The sequence below is a fragment of the Paenibacillus sp. LS-5 genome (assembly GCF_056121505.1).
In genome coordinates this window covers 402,274-416,981 of record NZ_JBWAVA010000004.1, presented here as the reverse complement: position 1 = coordinate 416,981, position 14,708 = coordinate 402,274, and the positions used below count along the sequence as shown (strand labels likewise).

Here is a 14,708-nt window from a genome sequence, read left to right as displayed (position 1 = left end):
ATGTTAAATAACATCAAAAGGGGAAAGGTGATGAGAGAATGACAACAAGATGGTCTAAGAAATGGGCAAGTCCGGCAATGGCGGTCGTATTAATCTCCTCTATGGTATTATCCGCATGTTCTTCCAAGGAGGATACAGCCAGCGGGAATGCAGCGTCAGAAACATCCAAGCCTACTACATTAAAAGTAGAGTTGTTCGACCGGGGGAACTCGCCCGCCGGGTACACCATCACCGACAGTTATTTGACTAGACTGGTGCAGGAACGTTTTGGCAAGCCGAACAATATTGATGTCCAGTTTGTCCCGGTGCCGCGTTCGGAAGAGATACAGAAGCTGAATGTCCTGATGGCCAGCCAAAGTGAAGTGCCAGACATTGTGTTTACTTACGATTCAGGAACCTTCAACCGGTATGCTGAGCAAGGCGGACTGACGGATCTTACCGGGTTATTGGATCAATTCGCACCGAACCTCAAGAAATTCCTGGGCGAGGACACTTTGGCCTACGGACAATATAAAGGACAGCAATTCGCACTTCCGGGCAGAAGACTTGTACTTGGCAAATACGCGGGTTACGTTCGTCAGGATTGGCTGGACAAGCTTGGCTTGCCAGTACCGCAGACCACAGATGAACTTTACACTACACTCAAAGCCTTTAAGGATAAAGACCCGGGTAATACCGGAGGCAAGGTCATTCCGTTCGGTGTGAGTCTGGCGTCCGCCCAATATGAGCCGCTTCTCTGGTCCTTCATCCAGCCGCTCACTGATGAGCAGAAGTATACCTTAACCCAGCAGCTCGGCTCTAATGATTATCCAACACTGCTTCCGGGCTTCAAGGATGGACTGAAATTCATGAACAAGTTATACAATGAAGGTCTCATCAGTAAGGATTTCGGTCTTGATAAAGACAAGAAGCAGCTGTGGCAGAATTTACAGAATGGTCTGCTGGGCTTCTATACAGAGGATGCAGGGGAACTGTACTTCTCAGCAAATGGCGGTTACGAAAATCTGCAGGCCAATGTGCCTGGCGCTGTAATGACACCTGTTGATGCGTTCACCAACTCGGAGGGCAAACATGCCAAGCCGGCTTATGCGCCAAACGCCATGTACGTGATGATTCCGAAATCCAGCAAAAATGCTGAAGCCGCCCTGAAATATCTCGATTGGATGGCTTCAGACACGAACCTCTTCGATATGCAGTTTGGTGTAGAGAACGAGAACTATACCCTCGTAAACGGAGTGCCTGTAGTGAAACCGGATGCGACTCAGGAAGCTATGGACCGGATCTACAACTTCGGTGACCTTGCCATCATCGTTAATGGTAAATATGCCGGAGACGATGCCAAGAATGAAGCAGCATACATTGCCCAGACACCGGAGAAATATCAGGCAGATATGAAAAAATCGGTAGAAATCTCGAATACAGACAACATTCAGCCGGTGAAATTCGATCACCCGATCGAAGCGGAAGCGAAATATGGCACGGCGCTGGCTGACAAGTTCCAGGAAATTATCGTGAAAATGACCATGATCAAACCCGACCAGTTCGACAGCGCCTATGATTCTATGATCAAGGATTACATGGCTAGCGGAGGCCAGGCGATTCTGGACGAGCGCACCGCAGCATACAAGGAAATGAGTTCCAAATAAAAAGGCTGAATGACGGCGAAGTATCGGTAGAGGGAGCCGTCTCCGGCTCCCCTGCCATCCGCTGCCGCAGGACGGAAGAGGGAGAGTGAACGCTGTGAGGAATTCAGTATATTTACGCCGGCACTGGCAGTTATATGGTTTGCTTTTGCTGCCGGTCATTTACTTCATTATCTTTAAGTATGGACCCATGTACGGGGTGCAGATCGCTTTTAAGGACTTCAACTTTTTCCAGGGGATTGGCGGCAGTGAATGGGTAGGCCTGGATGTATTCCGGGAAGTGTTCCAGAACAACAATTTCTTCAAGGCGCTGCGCAATACGCTGATGCTCAATCTGCTGGATCTGATCGTCTCATTTCCCGCACCTCTGATTCTGGCCATCATGCTCTATGAGCTCAGAATAACCTGGTTCAAAAAGCTGGCCCAGACCATCCTGTACGTCCCGCACTTTATTTCCTGGGTGATTATCGGAGGCATTGTACTGCAGGTATTCGGTACCCAATCGGGGTTCATTAACAATCTGCTGACAGGCTTGGGCCTTGATGCTATTCCTTTTCTCTCTGATAAACACTATTGGCTTGTCACCTACCTTCTGATCGGCGTATGGCAGAGCGCAGGCTGGGGAACCATCCTGTATCTTGCAGCACTGACCGGTATCAATAAAGAGCTGTTCGAGGCAGCAGAGGTAGACGGAGCCAGCCGGTTCAAGAAGATTCTGCATATTTCCCTGCCAGGCATCAAAACCACGATCGCTACGCTGCTCATCATCAACCTGGGCAACATGATCTCCATCGGCTTCGACCGCCCGTTCATTATCGGTAATGTCGCTGTCCGGGATTATTCGGAAGTACTCAGTACCTTTGTATACCGTGTCGGTATCGAATCCGGCCAGATTTCACTGGCAACCGCAGTGGGTCTGTTCCAAGCCCTGGTAGGATTGATCTTCCTGCTTGCATCGAACTATGCATCCAAGAAACTGGCGGACGAGAGTATCCTTTAGTCCAGAGCCGGAACAAACAGAGAATGAGGGGGAGAAAAAAATGAGTGAACGCGCAACTAACCGGATATTCGATGTCTTTAATGTCCTGCTAATAACCTTTGTTGTGGTCCTGTGCCTAATGCCTTTTATTCATATTATTGCGATATCCTTAAGCTCCAGCCGTCCGATTATGGCTGGACTGGTCAGCTTTTTCCCCAAAGAAATCAGCTTTGAAGCGTACACCCAGGTGTTCTCCGATATGTCTATGATCCGTTCCCTTGGTTTCACGATCTTTCTGACCATTCTGGCCACAGCACTGTCTATGGCCATGACGATAGCCGTTGCGTACTCGCTCTCCAAAAAGGATCTGCGGGGACGAAAATGGTTCATGCTGATTATTGTCATTACGATGTTCTTCAGCGGCGGTCTTATCCCCGACTACATCCTGGTCCGCAATCTGCATCTGCTGGATACGGTCTGGGCGTTGGTGCTGCCGGGTCTGATCAGCCCCTTCTATATGATCATTCTGATCTCGTTCCTGAATAGCATTCCCAAAGGCCTGGAAGAAGCGGCGGAGATTGACGGAACTACCCATCTGGGCACCTTGTTCCGCATTATTCTTCCCTTGTCGCTTCCCGCGCTGGCTACCTTGAGCTTGTTCTACGCTGTAGGTCGCTGGAATGGATTCCAGGATGCCTTGATGTACATCAACAACACTGATCTGTATCCGCTGCAGCTCAAGCTGTACCAGATGATTCAGAATAACCAGGTCAGCGATTTGATGCAGCAGGAGGGTCTGGGCATGAACAAGCTGATGCCAGAGAGCCTGAAGGCGGCGAGTGTTATTTTCACAACCCTTCCGATTCTGATCGTCTATCCGTTCCTGCAGCGCTACTTCATCAGCGGAATGATGGTCGGTGCGGTCAAAGGTTAATGCGAAGGAGGATTACAATATGACTCAGGCAATGATCGAACGGCTTAGCGATCAGCAGCGGTTCCTGCTGGTTCAATCTCTTGAAATGATGGACCCGCTCTATGATGGAGTGATGGAACTGCTCCGGGACGAAGAAAAGCCGGACAGACACAATACCCGCAGCAGCGGACATTATGCACTGGCTCTGCTGATCCGAAATGCATCTGGTGATGCTGAACGGGCATACCGTGTGCTGGAACGGGTGATGGATCTGCAGTTTGACTACCCGGATGAAATTTACCATGGTACCTTCCGTACTTCACCCGAGGCGGGTTCACCCCCTGCAGGCAACTATGACTGGAAAAAGTTCGCGCCAGGCTTCGCCTTTTTTCTCAGTGAGACGGTAGAGAAGGTCGGCAAGAAACTAACCGGCCAGCTGGCCCGGCAAGTGGATATGACAGAGACAGGTATGGATGACAAGATGATTAGGAATGCCTTGCGTTGTGCGGTAGATGAGGTGCTGCCGCCGGTATGGAAAAGCTATGACCCCAACTGGCGTGAGTTCATTGCCTGCACCTTTGCGGTTATTCTGGATGAATTCGGAGCCCGGATGCCGGAGGCCTTGGTCCGCCAGATGGATGACTCGATGCGGAAAGCTGTGGGTGCTTCAATCGACCGCCGGTTCTCCGATGCCATTCCCATGAACTCCAATATCGTGCTTATGCATATATTCATCACGCACTATTACGGTTACCGCTTTGCCGATGCTTCCTGGATGGATCATGCAGACCGGCAGGCGGCGGAAATGCTGGCAGCCTATGAGGAATTCGGCTCGCTGTCAGAGTTCAATACTACTACTTATTACGGTGTCGATTTGACCGTGCTGGGAATGTGGAGAGTGTATGGCAAGACTCCCGGCATCCGGGAGACTGGAAGTAAGCTTGAGCATGGACTCTGGGCAAATATCGCCCAGTTCTATAATCCGAATCTGGAGAATCTGTCCGGGCCCTTCGCCCGGGCCTATGAAATGGAAATGATCGGCCACAGCTCTATCGGTGTTTTTCTGTATCTGGCCTTGGGCAAGAGCTATGAATATATGACCGCGGTGAACTGCGAGACCAGCCATGACCCGCTGATTGCACTCGTAGGTGTGGATCTGCCTGAAGTATTGCTGCCGCAGTTCAGGGTGCATGCCGGAGACCGCCGAACCGAAAGACAGTTCCGGGAGCTCTGTGAACGGGATCAACCCGGGGAGAACAGCCATTTGTGCACTGCAGCAGCATGGATTGAAAGCAAGCGGATGATTGGAGCGATGTCCGGCAGCCGGAACACGAACGGACAGATGCATCCGGCGACGATCCACTGGGTGAATGCTGACGGGGAGAAATGCTACCTGCGTCTGCTGCGGCGGGAGAAGGGAAAAAGCTGGAACAGTCATTTGCGGGGAATGATTTTTGAGGCGAAGGTTCAAAAGGATTGGCTCGCTATTGATGTTCAACTGGATACAGACGTGGAGATCGAGGTGTACTTCGAGATTAGCGGACCTGGATTGTCTCCTGATTCGTCCGAGATCACCTCTGCAATCTGGACTCTGCCTAATCTGGCATGCAAGGTATCTGCCGCCGCTCCGGAACCGGAAATCTGCTGGAATGAAGAAGGGACGCTGCTGGAGATTATCTATTTGCACCGTCCGCAAGACGGGAAAGCGCGTATGAATTTCACGCTGCAGCTGGACCCCCTCACTTTATAGATTTATCAGGATAGACCTCAAGCCAGGCGGGAGGTCTATCTTTCGTTAACAACCTATTATAAAGGAAGAATGCAACATGGAGAATGCGGCGATAATACCTTTGGAAGCCAGAATGGAGCTGATTAAGCTCCGTATGGTGTATTTGTTGTCAGGCCTCGCGGGTGGCTTGTTTAACCCCTATTTGACAACACTGTTTGTTCATCAGGGGATTGGGGCTAATGTAGTGGGAGCACTGATGTCGATTGGAACGCTATTATCCATTCTGGTGCAGCCCGTCTGGGGTATGCTGGTAGACCGCTACCGCCAGACGAAGTTAGTGCTTATTCTTAGTATATCCGTACCGGCTTGTCTTTCATTTTTTTATGGCTTCAAGTATTTTATGGTCATTGTGATGGTATATATCCTAACCATAGTCTTTCAGGCCACGCAAAGCCCGGTTGCCGATTCCTATGCCGTGTCGGCAGCGCGGAAGGCACGGACCTCCTATGGTTCGATCCGCATGATGGGCAGTCTGGGCACAGCGCTGGGAGGTTATGCTGCAGGGTTCTATCTGTCGAAGTTCGGGATTACACAGCTGTGGATGCCATTTCTGGTTCTCAGCCTCGCGAGCGCTGTGACGGTGTTGAGCTTGCCGAGCACCACAGAGAGCAATGCGACCACGATTTCATTATCCCAGGGACTTAAGGAACTGCTGGGGAATCGACTGTTCGTGATGTTTCTGGTGGCCTGTTTTTTTGTCAATCAGACGCTTACCGCCTATAATTCCTTTTTTGTCCTGGCCTTTCAGGATGCCGGAGGCAGCTATTCGATGGTGGGTACAGCACTCCTGCTGGCTTCCTTAACCAATATCCCCTCCATGCTGCTTGCCGCCAAAATTCTCCGTAGAATCGGGTATGAACGCACTTTGCTCCTGGCTGCTTTTTTCTACGCATTGCGGTGGGCGATTCAATGGCTGTTCCCCATTCCTGCGGTAATGGTTGGTATTCAAGTGCTGCACGGCTTGTCCTTTGGCTTGTTCTATGTCGCTGCGGTTGAATATGTGGCGAACGCTGCGGGTAAGAAGATGCAGGCTACCGGGCAAAGTATTTTTAATATGGTCTTTTCAGGTCTTGGGGGAATTGTGGGTAATCTGCTGAACGGTTATTTGTATAGTGCAGGCGGACCACAGGTGATGTATCTGGCCTGCACTGCCAGTGCATTAATCGGGGCAGGCATGTTATATTGGATTAACAGAATGGCGAGAATGTCACCGAACTTGTAAATGGCCAAGCTCCTTGCGCATCTCTCGGGTATTCAAGTTAAGAGGAGCGGGGGGGGTTCATATGAAGCGGAATTGGTCCAGCAGGATGATGTTCTCTTACTTCCCCATATTTCTGCTGACCGTATCGATTCTCATCTTTCTCTCCTTTCTCATTGTAGGCGAGCTTTCACGCAGTGAGACCGAAAAGGCCAACCGTATCTCTACAGGCTACGTTGTGGATTCCGTACAGAATGCCTTAAGCGAAGTAGAACTGGCTGTGCTGCAAGAGATGGAGACTAATCATGATTACGGGGATTATCTAAGCGGGATGAGCGATCAGGGAGACCGGACCCGGCTGTATAATACCGTGAAGGATATGCAGGGTTTGATCTACCGGAATCAACTGATCGATTCCATCTATATTTACCGGAAGTTTGACCGGAAAGTGCTGACTTTGAACGGGCTGGTGGACAGCGATGTATTTACAGACCGGGATTATCTGGAGCAGGCACTGACCCGGACAGGTACCGGTAAGTGGAGTGATGTGCGCAGCCAGCGGTTGTTCAGCTCCGACCCTGCCTCGGAGGTCATCAGTATGTACAAGCAGCTGCCGCTTCCTTTCGGCTCTGAGGGTGTCATCGTAGTCAATCTAAGCATGTACCGGATCGAACGGATGATCGATGAGATGACGAACAGCAAGGTGTCTTTCATGCGCGTGGTCAATGATCAAGGACAGCTTGTCTATTCAGCTCACGGGGAAAAAGAAATCCCGAGCAGCAGTGTCCTCACCCGGATTCCTGCCGGCAATGTGGGCTGGACCTTCGAAAGCGGCATTCTTGCCGGTGAGCTGTTCGCCTGGATGTCGGTGGTCTCGTATACCTGGATCATCATCGGCATTCTGACTGTGGTGCTGGGGACATTATACATTCTGTACATTACCCGCAAAAATTATCGTCCGATCCAGGCGATGATGAACCGGATTCAGGCGCTGCAGTTCCGTGAAGAAGGCATGGATGTCACCTCAAGGAACGAACTGGTAATGATTGACCAGGCGCTCGAAACCCTGATCCATCAAACTATGGATTATCAAAAACAGCATGATGAGAATCTGCTGGTCCAGCGCCGTCAGCTGTTCCTGGATCTGCTGGAGGGGGAACGGATTGCCTCCTTGGAGGATCGGCTGGAACGCTTCAGCCCGTTCACCGGAGCTTCCTTGCAATTTTCCTATATTGCAGCAGAGATTAACCACTATGAAGATTTCCGCAATAAATATCCTGCCAAGGATCAGAATCTGCTCAAGCTGACACTGATGAATCTGTTTCAGGAGCTCGCGGGAGAAGAAGGCCTGGAGGGCTGGGGTGAATGGGTCAGCGGCAACCGGATTGGGCTGATGGTCGGCTCCAGCGGGAATTCCCCGATCAATAAGTCCCAATTGCGGAACCTGGCGGAGCGCTGCTTGCGATGGGTGAGTGACAATCTGGGACTCTCGCTGGCTATTGGAATCGGTCCTGTGGTAGATGAACTGGGGGGGATTCCCAAGTCCTCCGCTGCAGCGGACATGGCGCTGCAGCACAAGCTGTCGCTTGGTAAGGATAGGGTTGTACTTAGTGATAATCTGCCGGACCGGTCCACGCTGCAGTCCTATAAATATCTGCAAATGCTGGGTGAGATTGTACGGGAATTCCGTATCGCGGACGAGAATTGGCGGCAGAGGCTGGATGAATTGTTCGTCTGGTTCAGCGAGGATCAGGTGAAGGACGAAGAAATTCATATGCTGCTCCACACCCTGATCCAAATGCTTGACCGTGAGCTGGGGCAACTCTCGGACAGTCTGAAAAGAATCTTCAGCGAGCCAAGTCTGCAGGGATATTACAGCGAAATCGAAGCGGGAACGACATTGAGACAGGTTCATGATGTCATGCTGAAATGGCTCGCGGAGATATACCGCATCTATGTATCGGTCAATGAGTCCAAAAGCTACCGTGCAATGATCAGCGAGATGAAGGTATATATAGAAGAGAATTTTGACAATCCGGACTTATCGCTCAAGCATCTGAGCGACCGGTTCCAGATTTCAGGCAAATATGCGAGCCACCTGTTCAAAGAGGAGTTTGACATGAAGTTTGTAGATTTTCTGACCCAGCTGCGGATGCAGCGGGCAGAATATCTGCTCGCCACGACCAGTGACAATCTGCAGGATATCGGACAAAAGCTGGGTTATGCCAACTCCATCACCTTTGGCCGGGTATTCAAACGGATTGTCGGTGTGACTCCGGGGGATTACCGCAAGCTGAAGATGAAGCCCGGCGGGCATGAGGAATAGTTCTAATTATTGCAGAGTATGCAAAAATTCAGTAGAACGGCGGTTCTCCGGTGAGGGAGAACCGCCGTTTGGCGTATTAGAGTTGTTTTATTGGAGATGTCCAAGGAATCTCACGCGGAGTTCTTCTTCACGTAGTCACTTTCTTCCCAGAACAATTAGCCTGCCGGAGCAACCCCCGGCTGCTCACTATACATGCCCTCTTGCCCCGTGACCTCCGCCGCTCTAAGCAATACATACAATAGCTCTTCCTTGATAACAGGCTTGAGCAGGATATCCATACCGCCTTTGCAGAAGGCATCCAGGACAAACTCGTGGCTGCTGGTCACAATGATTTTGCCATAAGTCTGACCTGCATTTATACGATCTATCGCCCCTGCTTCGCTGATCAGCAGCTTGGCATCCGTGACAATAAGATCCGGTCTATGCCTTTCGATTAGCCGGAGCGCCTCTGAATCACAGGCGGCTTCCAGAATGGCCTCATATTCAAAGGGCAGTTGCTCCAGCAATAGCTTAAGCTCTCTGCGCACATGGGGGCTGTCGTCAACAAGTATGATTTTCATCGCAGATTCCTCCTGTTATGTGATGCTGGTAGAGTGAGCGCCCTCTTCTGCGGCCAAACGCTGGGGAAGTGCGAGCAAGACAAGAGAGAATAAGCCCAGCAGCAGACATACCCAATAGGCATTCCGGTATCCGAACCACTGTGCAGCTGCGCCCCCCGCGAGACTTCCCAGTAGTCTGCCAATCGTCGTAGAGTTCGTGTACAGTGTTGAAGCATAGCCCGGCAAATCAGGAAGCAAATCCTGAATATAGCTGATGCCGATGGCGGAGATAACAGCAACGAAGAAGGCCAGTAGCACCTGTCCGGCAAGGATTTGCCACAGAGAAGTGGAGAACAGCACGACAATGTAATAAGCCGCACCCAGCACAATCCCCCAGACCATCAGCAGCCGGGCGGAATATTTGGCAGACAGTAACCCCAGTACAAGCATCAGAGGAATCTCAAGCAGTGCACAAATACTGGATACCGATGCGACATTCTGCATATCTCCGCCAAGCGTCCCCGTGATGAACAGGGAAATATTCAGGTTGTTGATCCAGTGCCCGGAATATAGCAGCGTCAGCACCAGAAATGGAACCAGGACCCGGGGGTTCTGATGGAGTCTAACGGGCGTAGACTTCAGGCTGACGGTTTTTGCCGGAACGGCGGGAGCTTTTATGAAGAATAGAGCTAGCATGGCATTTAGAATAAAAATCAGTGTCGTACTCGTGAAGATGCCCTGGAACCCGAAATAATGGATCAGAACGGAGCCTACCAGCGGGCCGACGATAAAACCCAGTGAAAACATCGAACGAAGCGTCGAATTGGCTAAGGCATGATCAGCGGACTTGCTGGCATTGACAGCCTCCCGTGCACTTGCGAAGAGCTGAGGCATGGCCGGGGCACCGAGTGCCGTGAATACGGTCATAAACAGCAGCAGTCCATAAAACTCATGGATGAAGAGGTAGCCGGAAAAAGCGAGCGCATTGAAAAACATGGCGGTGACCATCAGCTTTTTGCGGTTCAGCCCGCTATCCGAGCGTTTGGCAATCGACATACTGAGCCATACGCCGCTTATGATCGTTATTGCCGTGAAAACACCAAACGTAGCTGCCGATACACCCAGCTTTGTTGTGAAATAAACAGCCAAAAATGGGGAGCTAATGGATATAGCCATCCCCTGCAGCATCATGCAGATCAAAAATACAGGATAGCCTGAAATTAGGAAAAGATTGCGTGTTCGGTTCAACATAGGGGCGGGAACGTCTCCTTCAGAATCAGCTTGCAGCTTTATCTTTCATTTGGTTATAGTATAGTTAATTGTTGATGATTAAAGAATGTTTTATCTGCTCGAAAACCTCTACTATTTGGCTGGGACGGTGTGAATATGGACTTGAAGCTGCATGCCTGCGCGTACTCTTTTCATACCCTTCCGTTCAAAACCTCCTTTACACCACCACCTTTTTTCCTGCTTCGGCTGCAGGTGATGGGCAGCTGCAGAGCGCTGATCCAGGGGAAAATGAGAATCGTTGAGCCTGGAGATCTGCTGATCTATCCTCCTGGTGAACTTTATCATCTAGAGGTGGAGGCCATGGACGGGAAGATTGAAAGCGGGGATTATTATCTGCTCTGCGAAGGCTCGTGGATTGAACAGTGGTGGAAGGACCGGACCCGCCCGATCCAGCAGCGGATTCATCTGGATGCCGGAATGCTCTCCTTGTGGCAGCAACTGAGCATCGAACAGCACCGGATCGTGCAGGGTAACCCCGAGCTGATCCGGCATCTGCTATGTGCCTTATGTTTATCGCTCGACCGACTCTCGGAGGAGGCTGTTTCCCGTCAGGACCCGCTGGTGCGTTCCAATGAAATGGTGCTGCTGATGCAGCGGTATATCAACGAGCATGCCCTGCGTCCACTCCGGGTGGAAGAGGTTGCAGCGGCGGCCGGACTTAGTGTCTCCCGTGCTGTGCATCTTTTTAAAAAGCTGACGGGGTATACGATTATTCATTACACCCAGGAAATCAGGTTGTCCAATGCTCTGGAGCGCATCCGTTATACCGACTTGGGACTGGAAAATATTGCCGGAAGCTGCGGGTTCGGCACGTACTCCTATTTTCACAAAGTGTTCAAGGCCAGATACGGCCTCACACCCAAAGAGGTGCGGAACCGCCCGCCGGAGTCTATTCTGGAAGGCACTTATGTCATCACCAGCGGGGATCAGAACTTCTCCGGCCTCTCGGCGGATGCGCGGAAGTTTTTGTCGACTTGAGGGTGCTGATCCTCCTCCTGAATCTCTAATTATGAACTGATTTTTCTGTCAATTATTCAGGTGTTGCTTCCGGCGGGAATCTTTTATGATTGGAAAGATAGTTGAAACCGTTATCATAAAGATTAAAAGGAGTGTCTTCTCAATGGAAACCGCAACATTACCCTTTCAACAAATTGAATTGCAGCTGAATGAACGTGTTCAGGATCTGCTCTCCAGATTAACGCTGGATGAGAAGGTAAGCCTGATGCCTCAATATCAAGCAGCTATCGAACGCTTAGGAGTAGGCGGCTATAAGCATGGTACGGAAGGGGCACATGGGATTTCTTGGTTGGGCAAAGCGACCTCTTTTCCGCAGCCGAGCGGCCTGGCCTGTACCTGGAACCCGGAGCTGCTGCAAAAAATCGGTGAAGCGATCGGCGATGAAGCCAGAGCATTTTACAAAAAAAATCCGACAGTGAACGGCCTGACCCTGTGGGCGCCTACAGTGGATATGGAGCGGGATCCGCGCTGGGGCAGAACGGAAGAAGCTTATGGCGAAGATCCGAAACTGACCGGCCGTCTAAGCACCTCGCTGGTGAAGGGGATTCAAGGGGATCATCCCAAGTATCTGAAAGCGGTAGCAACGCTTAAGCATTTCCTGGGCAATAACAATGAGATTGACCGGGGAGTGGCTTCCTCCAGCATTGATCCGCGCAATATGCGCGAGTATTATCTGGAAGCCTTCAAGCCTGCCTTCAAGGAAGGCGGCGCGCAGTCGATGATGACAGCTTACAACTCGGTGAACGGTGTTCCAGTGATCCTGCATCCGGCAGTCATGGAGATTGTGAAGGGCGAATGGGAAATGGACGGCTTTATTGTAAGCGATGCCGGAGATTTGTTCGGAATTGTGAAGGATCATAAGTATTATGAATCGTTCGCACAATCCATGGCCGAATCCATCAAGAACGGCATCGACAGTGTAACTGAAGAAACAGAAGAGACTATCAAGGTTATTCATCAGGCACTGAATGAAGGGCTGCTGACCGAGGAGGATCTGGACCGTGCGCTTTTCAACACGTTCCGCGTCCGTTTCCGTCTGGGTGAGTTCGATCCGGAGGAAGGTAATCCGTATGCAGCTATCGATGATAGTGTGATTCTCAGCAAGAAACACAGTGAGCTGTCCCTGGAGGCAGCGAAGCAGTCCATCGTGCTGCTGAAGAATAACAATAATACCCTTCCACTCCGCAAGACGGAGCTGTCCAAGGTTGCGCTCATCGGGCCACTGGCGGATGAAGCTTTCAGAGACTGGTATTCTGGTACGTTGGCTTATGGCGTGACCCCGCTGCAGGGTGTAACGAAGAAGCTGGCCGGGAAGCAGGTTGCTTTTGAGAGCGGGGATGACCGCATTATCCTGACTTCAGCAGCAAGTGGTAAGGCTGTGGGAATGACTGGTGAAGACGGAAGATTGGCTGTAATGCATGACGTACCTGAACGTGGGGAAATGTTCCGTCATACGGCCTGGGGCTGGGCTGCCCATACGCTGGAAGCAACCAGCCGGGGACAATATGTTACACTGAACGACTCGGATACCTTGGCAGCTTCTGCTGAAGAAATCTATGGCTGGTACGTGAAGGAATCGCTGAATCTGGTGCCGGAAGACGGAGGAGCTGTGAGTCTGCGCACGTGGAATGACAAGCTGATCTCCATTAATTCAGAGGATGGCACACTCCAGGTTGGTGATCAGGATGCCGCTGCCGAAGCTCGGAAATTCAACAAGACCGTTATTGTAAATGGCGTGGATGCGGCGGTCCAAGCTGCCAAATCCGCTGAGGTCGCAGTCGTGTTCGTCGGCAATCATCCGCTTTTGAACGGCAAAGAAGAAATAGACAGACCGGATATTGTGCTTCCAGAAGAGCAGGAACGTCTGGTCAAGGCGGTATACGAAGCTAATCCTAATACTGTAGTAGTAATTGTAGGCAGCTACCCGATCTCTTCGACATGGATGGATGAGAATATTCCGGCAATTCTGTATACCTCCCACAGCGGGCAGGAGCTCGGCAATGCGGTGGCAGATGTTCTGTTCGGTGACTACAGTCCGTCAGGCAAGCTCAACATGACCTGGTACCGTTCCGTGGATCAGCTTCCTGATCTGATGGATTACGATATTATCAAAGGGAAAAGAACCTACATGTACTTTGACGGTGAACCGCTGTATCCGTTCGGCCATGGCTTAAGTTATGCTCAGGTGGCATACCGTAAGCTTACGCTGGCGGAGGAGCTTTTGAAGCAGGATGGAGCGATTGAGCTGACGGTAGACGTTGAGAATACAGGTTCCGTAGCAAGTGATGAGGTAGTTCAGTTCTACGTTCATGCCTTGTCCTCCCGGGTGAAGCGCCCCCTGAAACAGCTTAAGGGTTTCGAGAAGATTCATCTTGCCGCCGGACAAACACAGACAGTAACATTCACTTTACCAGTGGCTGAGCTCGCTTTCTGGGATGTAACGCGGGAGCAATATTGTGTGGAAACCGGTGAATACGAAATCTTAATCGGCCGTTCCTCGGGGGACATTCAGCTGACCGGACGCGTGCAAGTACAGGGCGAAACGGTTCCGCCGCGTGACCTGTATCATACAGTCAAAGCCGAGAACTACGATGACTATGAAAAAGTGTTCCTGGACGAATGCAAGGCGGGCGGGGCATCCATTCACCCTACAGCGGACGGAGCCTGGATTGCCTTTAAGGATGCAACGTTTGCACAGGGTGCAGCTGAGTTCCAGGGTCTGGTATCTTCTGCCAAGGGCGGCAGTGTGGAGATTAGAACCGGAGGTCCTGTGGGGAAATTGGCAGCTACGCTGGTGATTCCGGCAGGCAGTAACCTTCAGGAGTGGGAAAGCCTGTCCGTTCCAGTAAGCATTGAAGCTGGAAACACGGACGTGTATCTGATCTTTAGCGGCGAGGTACTGCTGAGCCGTTTCCATTTTAGCGCATAGAATAACACATCAATGGCCCCGTAACTTCTGATGAATCAGGATGCGGGGTTTTTGGCATGTCGGATTAGCCTAAAAAGAACCCGCC

The 14,708-nt window shown here is 51.1% G+C and carries 10 protein-coding genes; 8 read left to right on the top strand and 2 right to left on the bottom strand.

The window, feature by feature from the left end:
* Nucleotides 1-38: 38 nt before the first annotated feature.
* The 6 genes from AC0MA3_RS09405 to AC0MA3_RS09380 all read left to right on the top strand — a co-directional run bounded on the left by AC0MA3_RS09405 (nucleotide 39) and on the right by AC0MA3_RS09380 (nucleotide 8,848).
* Complete coding sequence (locus AC0MA3_RS09405; RefSeq protein WP_474655970.1) at nucleotides 39-1,646, top strand: extracellular solute-binding protein; 1,608 nt, start codon at nucleotides 39-41, stop codon at nucleotides 1,644-1,646.
* Between the two features lie 94 nt (nucleotides 1,647-1,740).
* Nucleotides 1,741-2,643, top strand: a complete 903-nt coding sequence (locus AC0MA3_RS09400; protein ID WP_474655969.1) for an ABC transporter permease — start codon at nucleotides 1,741-1,743, stop codon at nucleotides 2,641-2,643.
* A gap of 40 nt (nucleotides 2,644-2,683) precedes the next feature.
* On the top strand, nucleotides 2,684-3,556 hold the full coding sequence (locus AC0MA3_RS09395) for a carbohydrate ABC transporter permease (protein ID WP_474655968.1): 873 nt from the start codon (nucleotides 2,684-2,686) through the stop codon (nucleotides 3,554-3,556).
* A gap of 19 nt (nucleotides 3,557-3,575) precedes the next feature.
* The gene (locus AC0MA3_RS09390) at nucleotides 3,576-5,285 is read left to right on the top strand and encodes a hypothetical protein (RefSeq protein WP_474655967.1); all 1,710 of its coding nucleotides are present in this window, start codon (nucleotides 3,576-3,578) and stop codon (nucleotides 5,283-5,285) included.
* Between the two features lie 76 nt (nucleotides 5,286-5,361).
* Nucleotides 5,362-6,546, top strand: a complete 1,185-nt coding sequence (locus tag AC0MA3_RS09385; protein WP_474655966.1) for an MFS transporter — start codon at nucleotides 5,362-5,364, stop codon at nucleotides 6,544-6,546.
* A gap of 61 nt (nucleotides 6,547-6,607) precedes the next feature.
* A complete protein-coding gene (locus AC0MA3_RS09380) occupies nucleotides 6,608-8,848 on the top strand; it encodes a helix-turn-helix domain-containing protein (RefSeq protein ID WP_474655965.1) in 2,241 nt (746 codons plus the stop codon).
* 155 nt (nucleotides 8,849-9,003) lie between these two features.
* Here AC0MA3_RS09380 and AC0MA3_RS09375 read toward each other — a convergent pair whose 3' ends face one another.
* Complete coding sequence (locus tag AC0MA3_RS09375) at nucleotides 9,004-9,408, bottom strand: LytR/AlgR family response regulator transcription factor (RefSeq protein WP_474655964.1); 405 nt, start codon at nucleotides 9,406-9,408, stop codon at nucleotides 9,004-9,006.
* A 15-nt stretch (nucleotides 9,409-9,423) separates the two neighbouring features.
* On the bottom strand, nucleotides 9,424-10,638 hold the full coding sequence (locus AC0MA3_RS09370; RefSeq protein WP_474655963.1) for a sugar efflux transporter: 1,215 nt from the start codon (nucleotides 10,636-10,638) through the stop codon (nucleotides 9,424-9,426).
* 135 nt (nucleotides 10,639-10,773) lie between these two features.
* On the opposite strand from AC0MA3_RS09370, the gene AC0MA3_RS09365 reads away from it, so the two are divergent.
* Together AC0MA3_RS09365 and AC0MA3_RS09360 are read left to right on the top strand one after the other, a co-directional pair.
* Nucleotides 10,774-11,655: a helix-turn-helix domain-containing protein gene (locus AC0MA3_RS09365; protein ID WP_474655962.1), complete on the top strand. Its 882-nt coding sequence runs from the start codon at nucleotides 10,774-10,776 to the stop codon at nucleotides 11,653-11,655.
* Between the two features lie 142 nt (nucleotides 11,656-11,797).
* Nucleotides 11,798-14,623: a glycoside hydrolase family 3 C-terminal domain-containing protein gene (locus AC0MA3_RS09360; protein ID WP_474655961.1), complete on the top strand. Its 2,826-nt coding sequence runs from the start codon at nucleotides 11,798-11,800 to the stop codon at nucleotides 14,621-14,623.
* The last annotated feature ends 85 nt before the right edge of the window (nucleotides 14,624-14,708 follow it).

What these genes read in the sequence shown, in the direction of transcription:
- AC0MA3_RS09405 (WP_474655970.1), top strand. Translation starts at nt 39, where the DNA reads ATGACAACAAGATGGTCTAAGAAATGGGCAAGTCCGGCAATGGCGGTC.
- AC0MA3_RS09395 (WP_474655968.1), top strand. Translation starts at nt 2,684, where the DNA reads ATGAGTGAACGCGCAACTAACCGGATATTCGATGTCTTTAATGTCCTG.
- AC0MA3_RS09390 (WP_474655967.1), top strand. Translation starts at nt 3,576, where the DNA reads ATGACTCAGGCAATGATCGAACGGCTTAGCGATCAGCAGCGGTTCCTG.
- AC0MA3_RS09385 (WP_474655966.1), top strand. Translation starts at nt 5,362, where the DNA reads ATGGAGAATGCGGCGATAATACCTTTGGAAGCCAGAATGGAGCTGATT.
- AC0MA3_RS09380 (WP_474655965.1), top strand. Translation starts at nt 6,608, where the DNA reads ATGAAGCGGAATTGGTCCAGCAGGATGATGTTCTCTTACTTCCCCATA.
- AC0MA3_RS09375 (WP_474655964.1), bottom strand. Translation starts at nt 9,408, where the DNA reads ATGAAAATCATACTTGTTGACGACAGCCCCCATGTGCGCAGAGAGCTT.
- AC0MA3_RS09370 (WP_474655963.1), bottom strand. Translation starts at nt 10,638, where the DNA reads ATGTTGAACCGAACACGCAATCTTTTCCTAATTTCAGGCTATCCTGTA.
- AC0MA3_RS09365 (WP_474655962.1), top strand. Translation starts at nt 10,774, where the DNA reads ATGGACTTGAAGCTGCATGCCTGCGCGTACTCTTTTCATACCCTTCCG.
- AC0MA3_RS09360 (WP_474655961.1), top strand. Translation starts at nt 11,798, where the DNA reads ATGGAAACCGCAACATTACCCTTTCAACAAATTGAATTGCAGCTGAAT.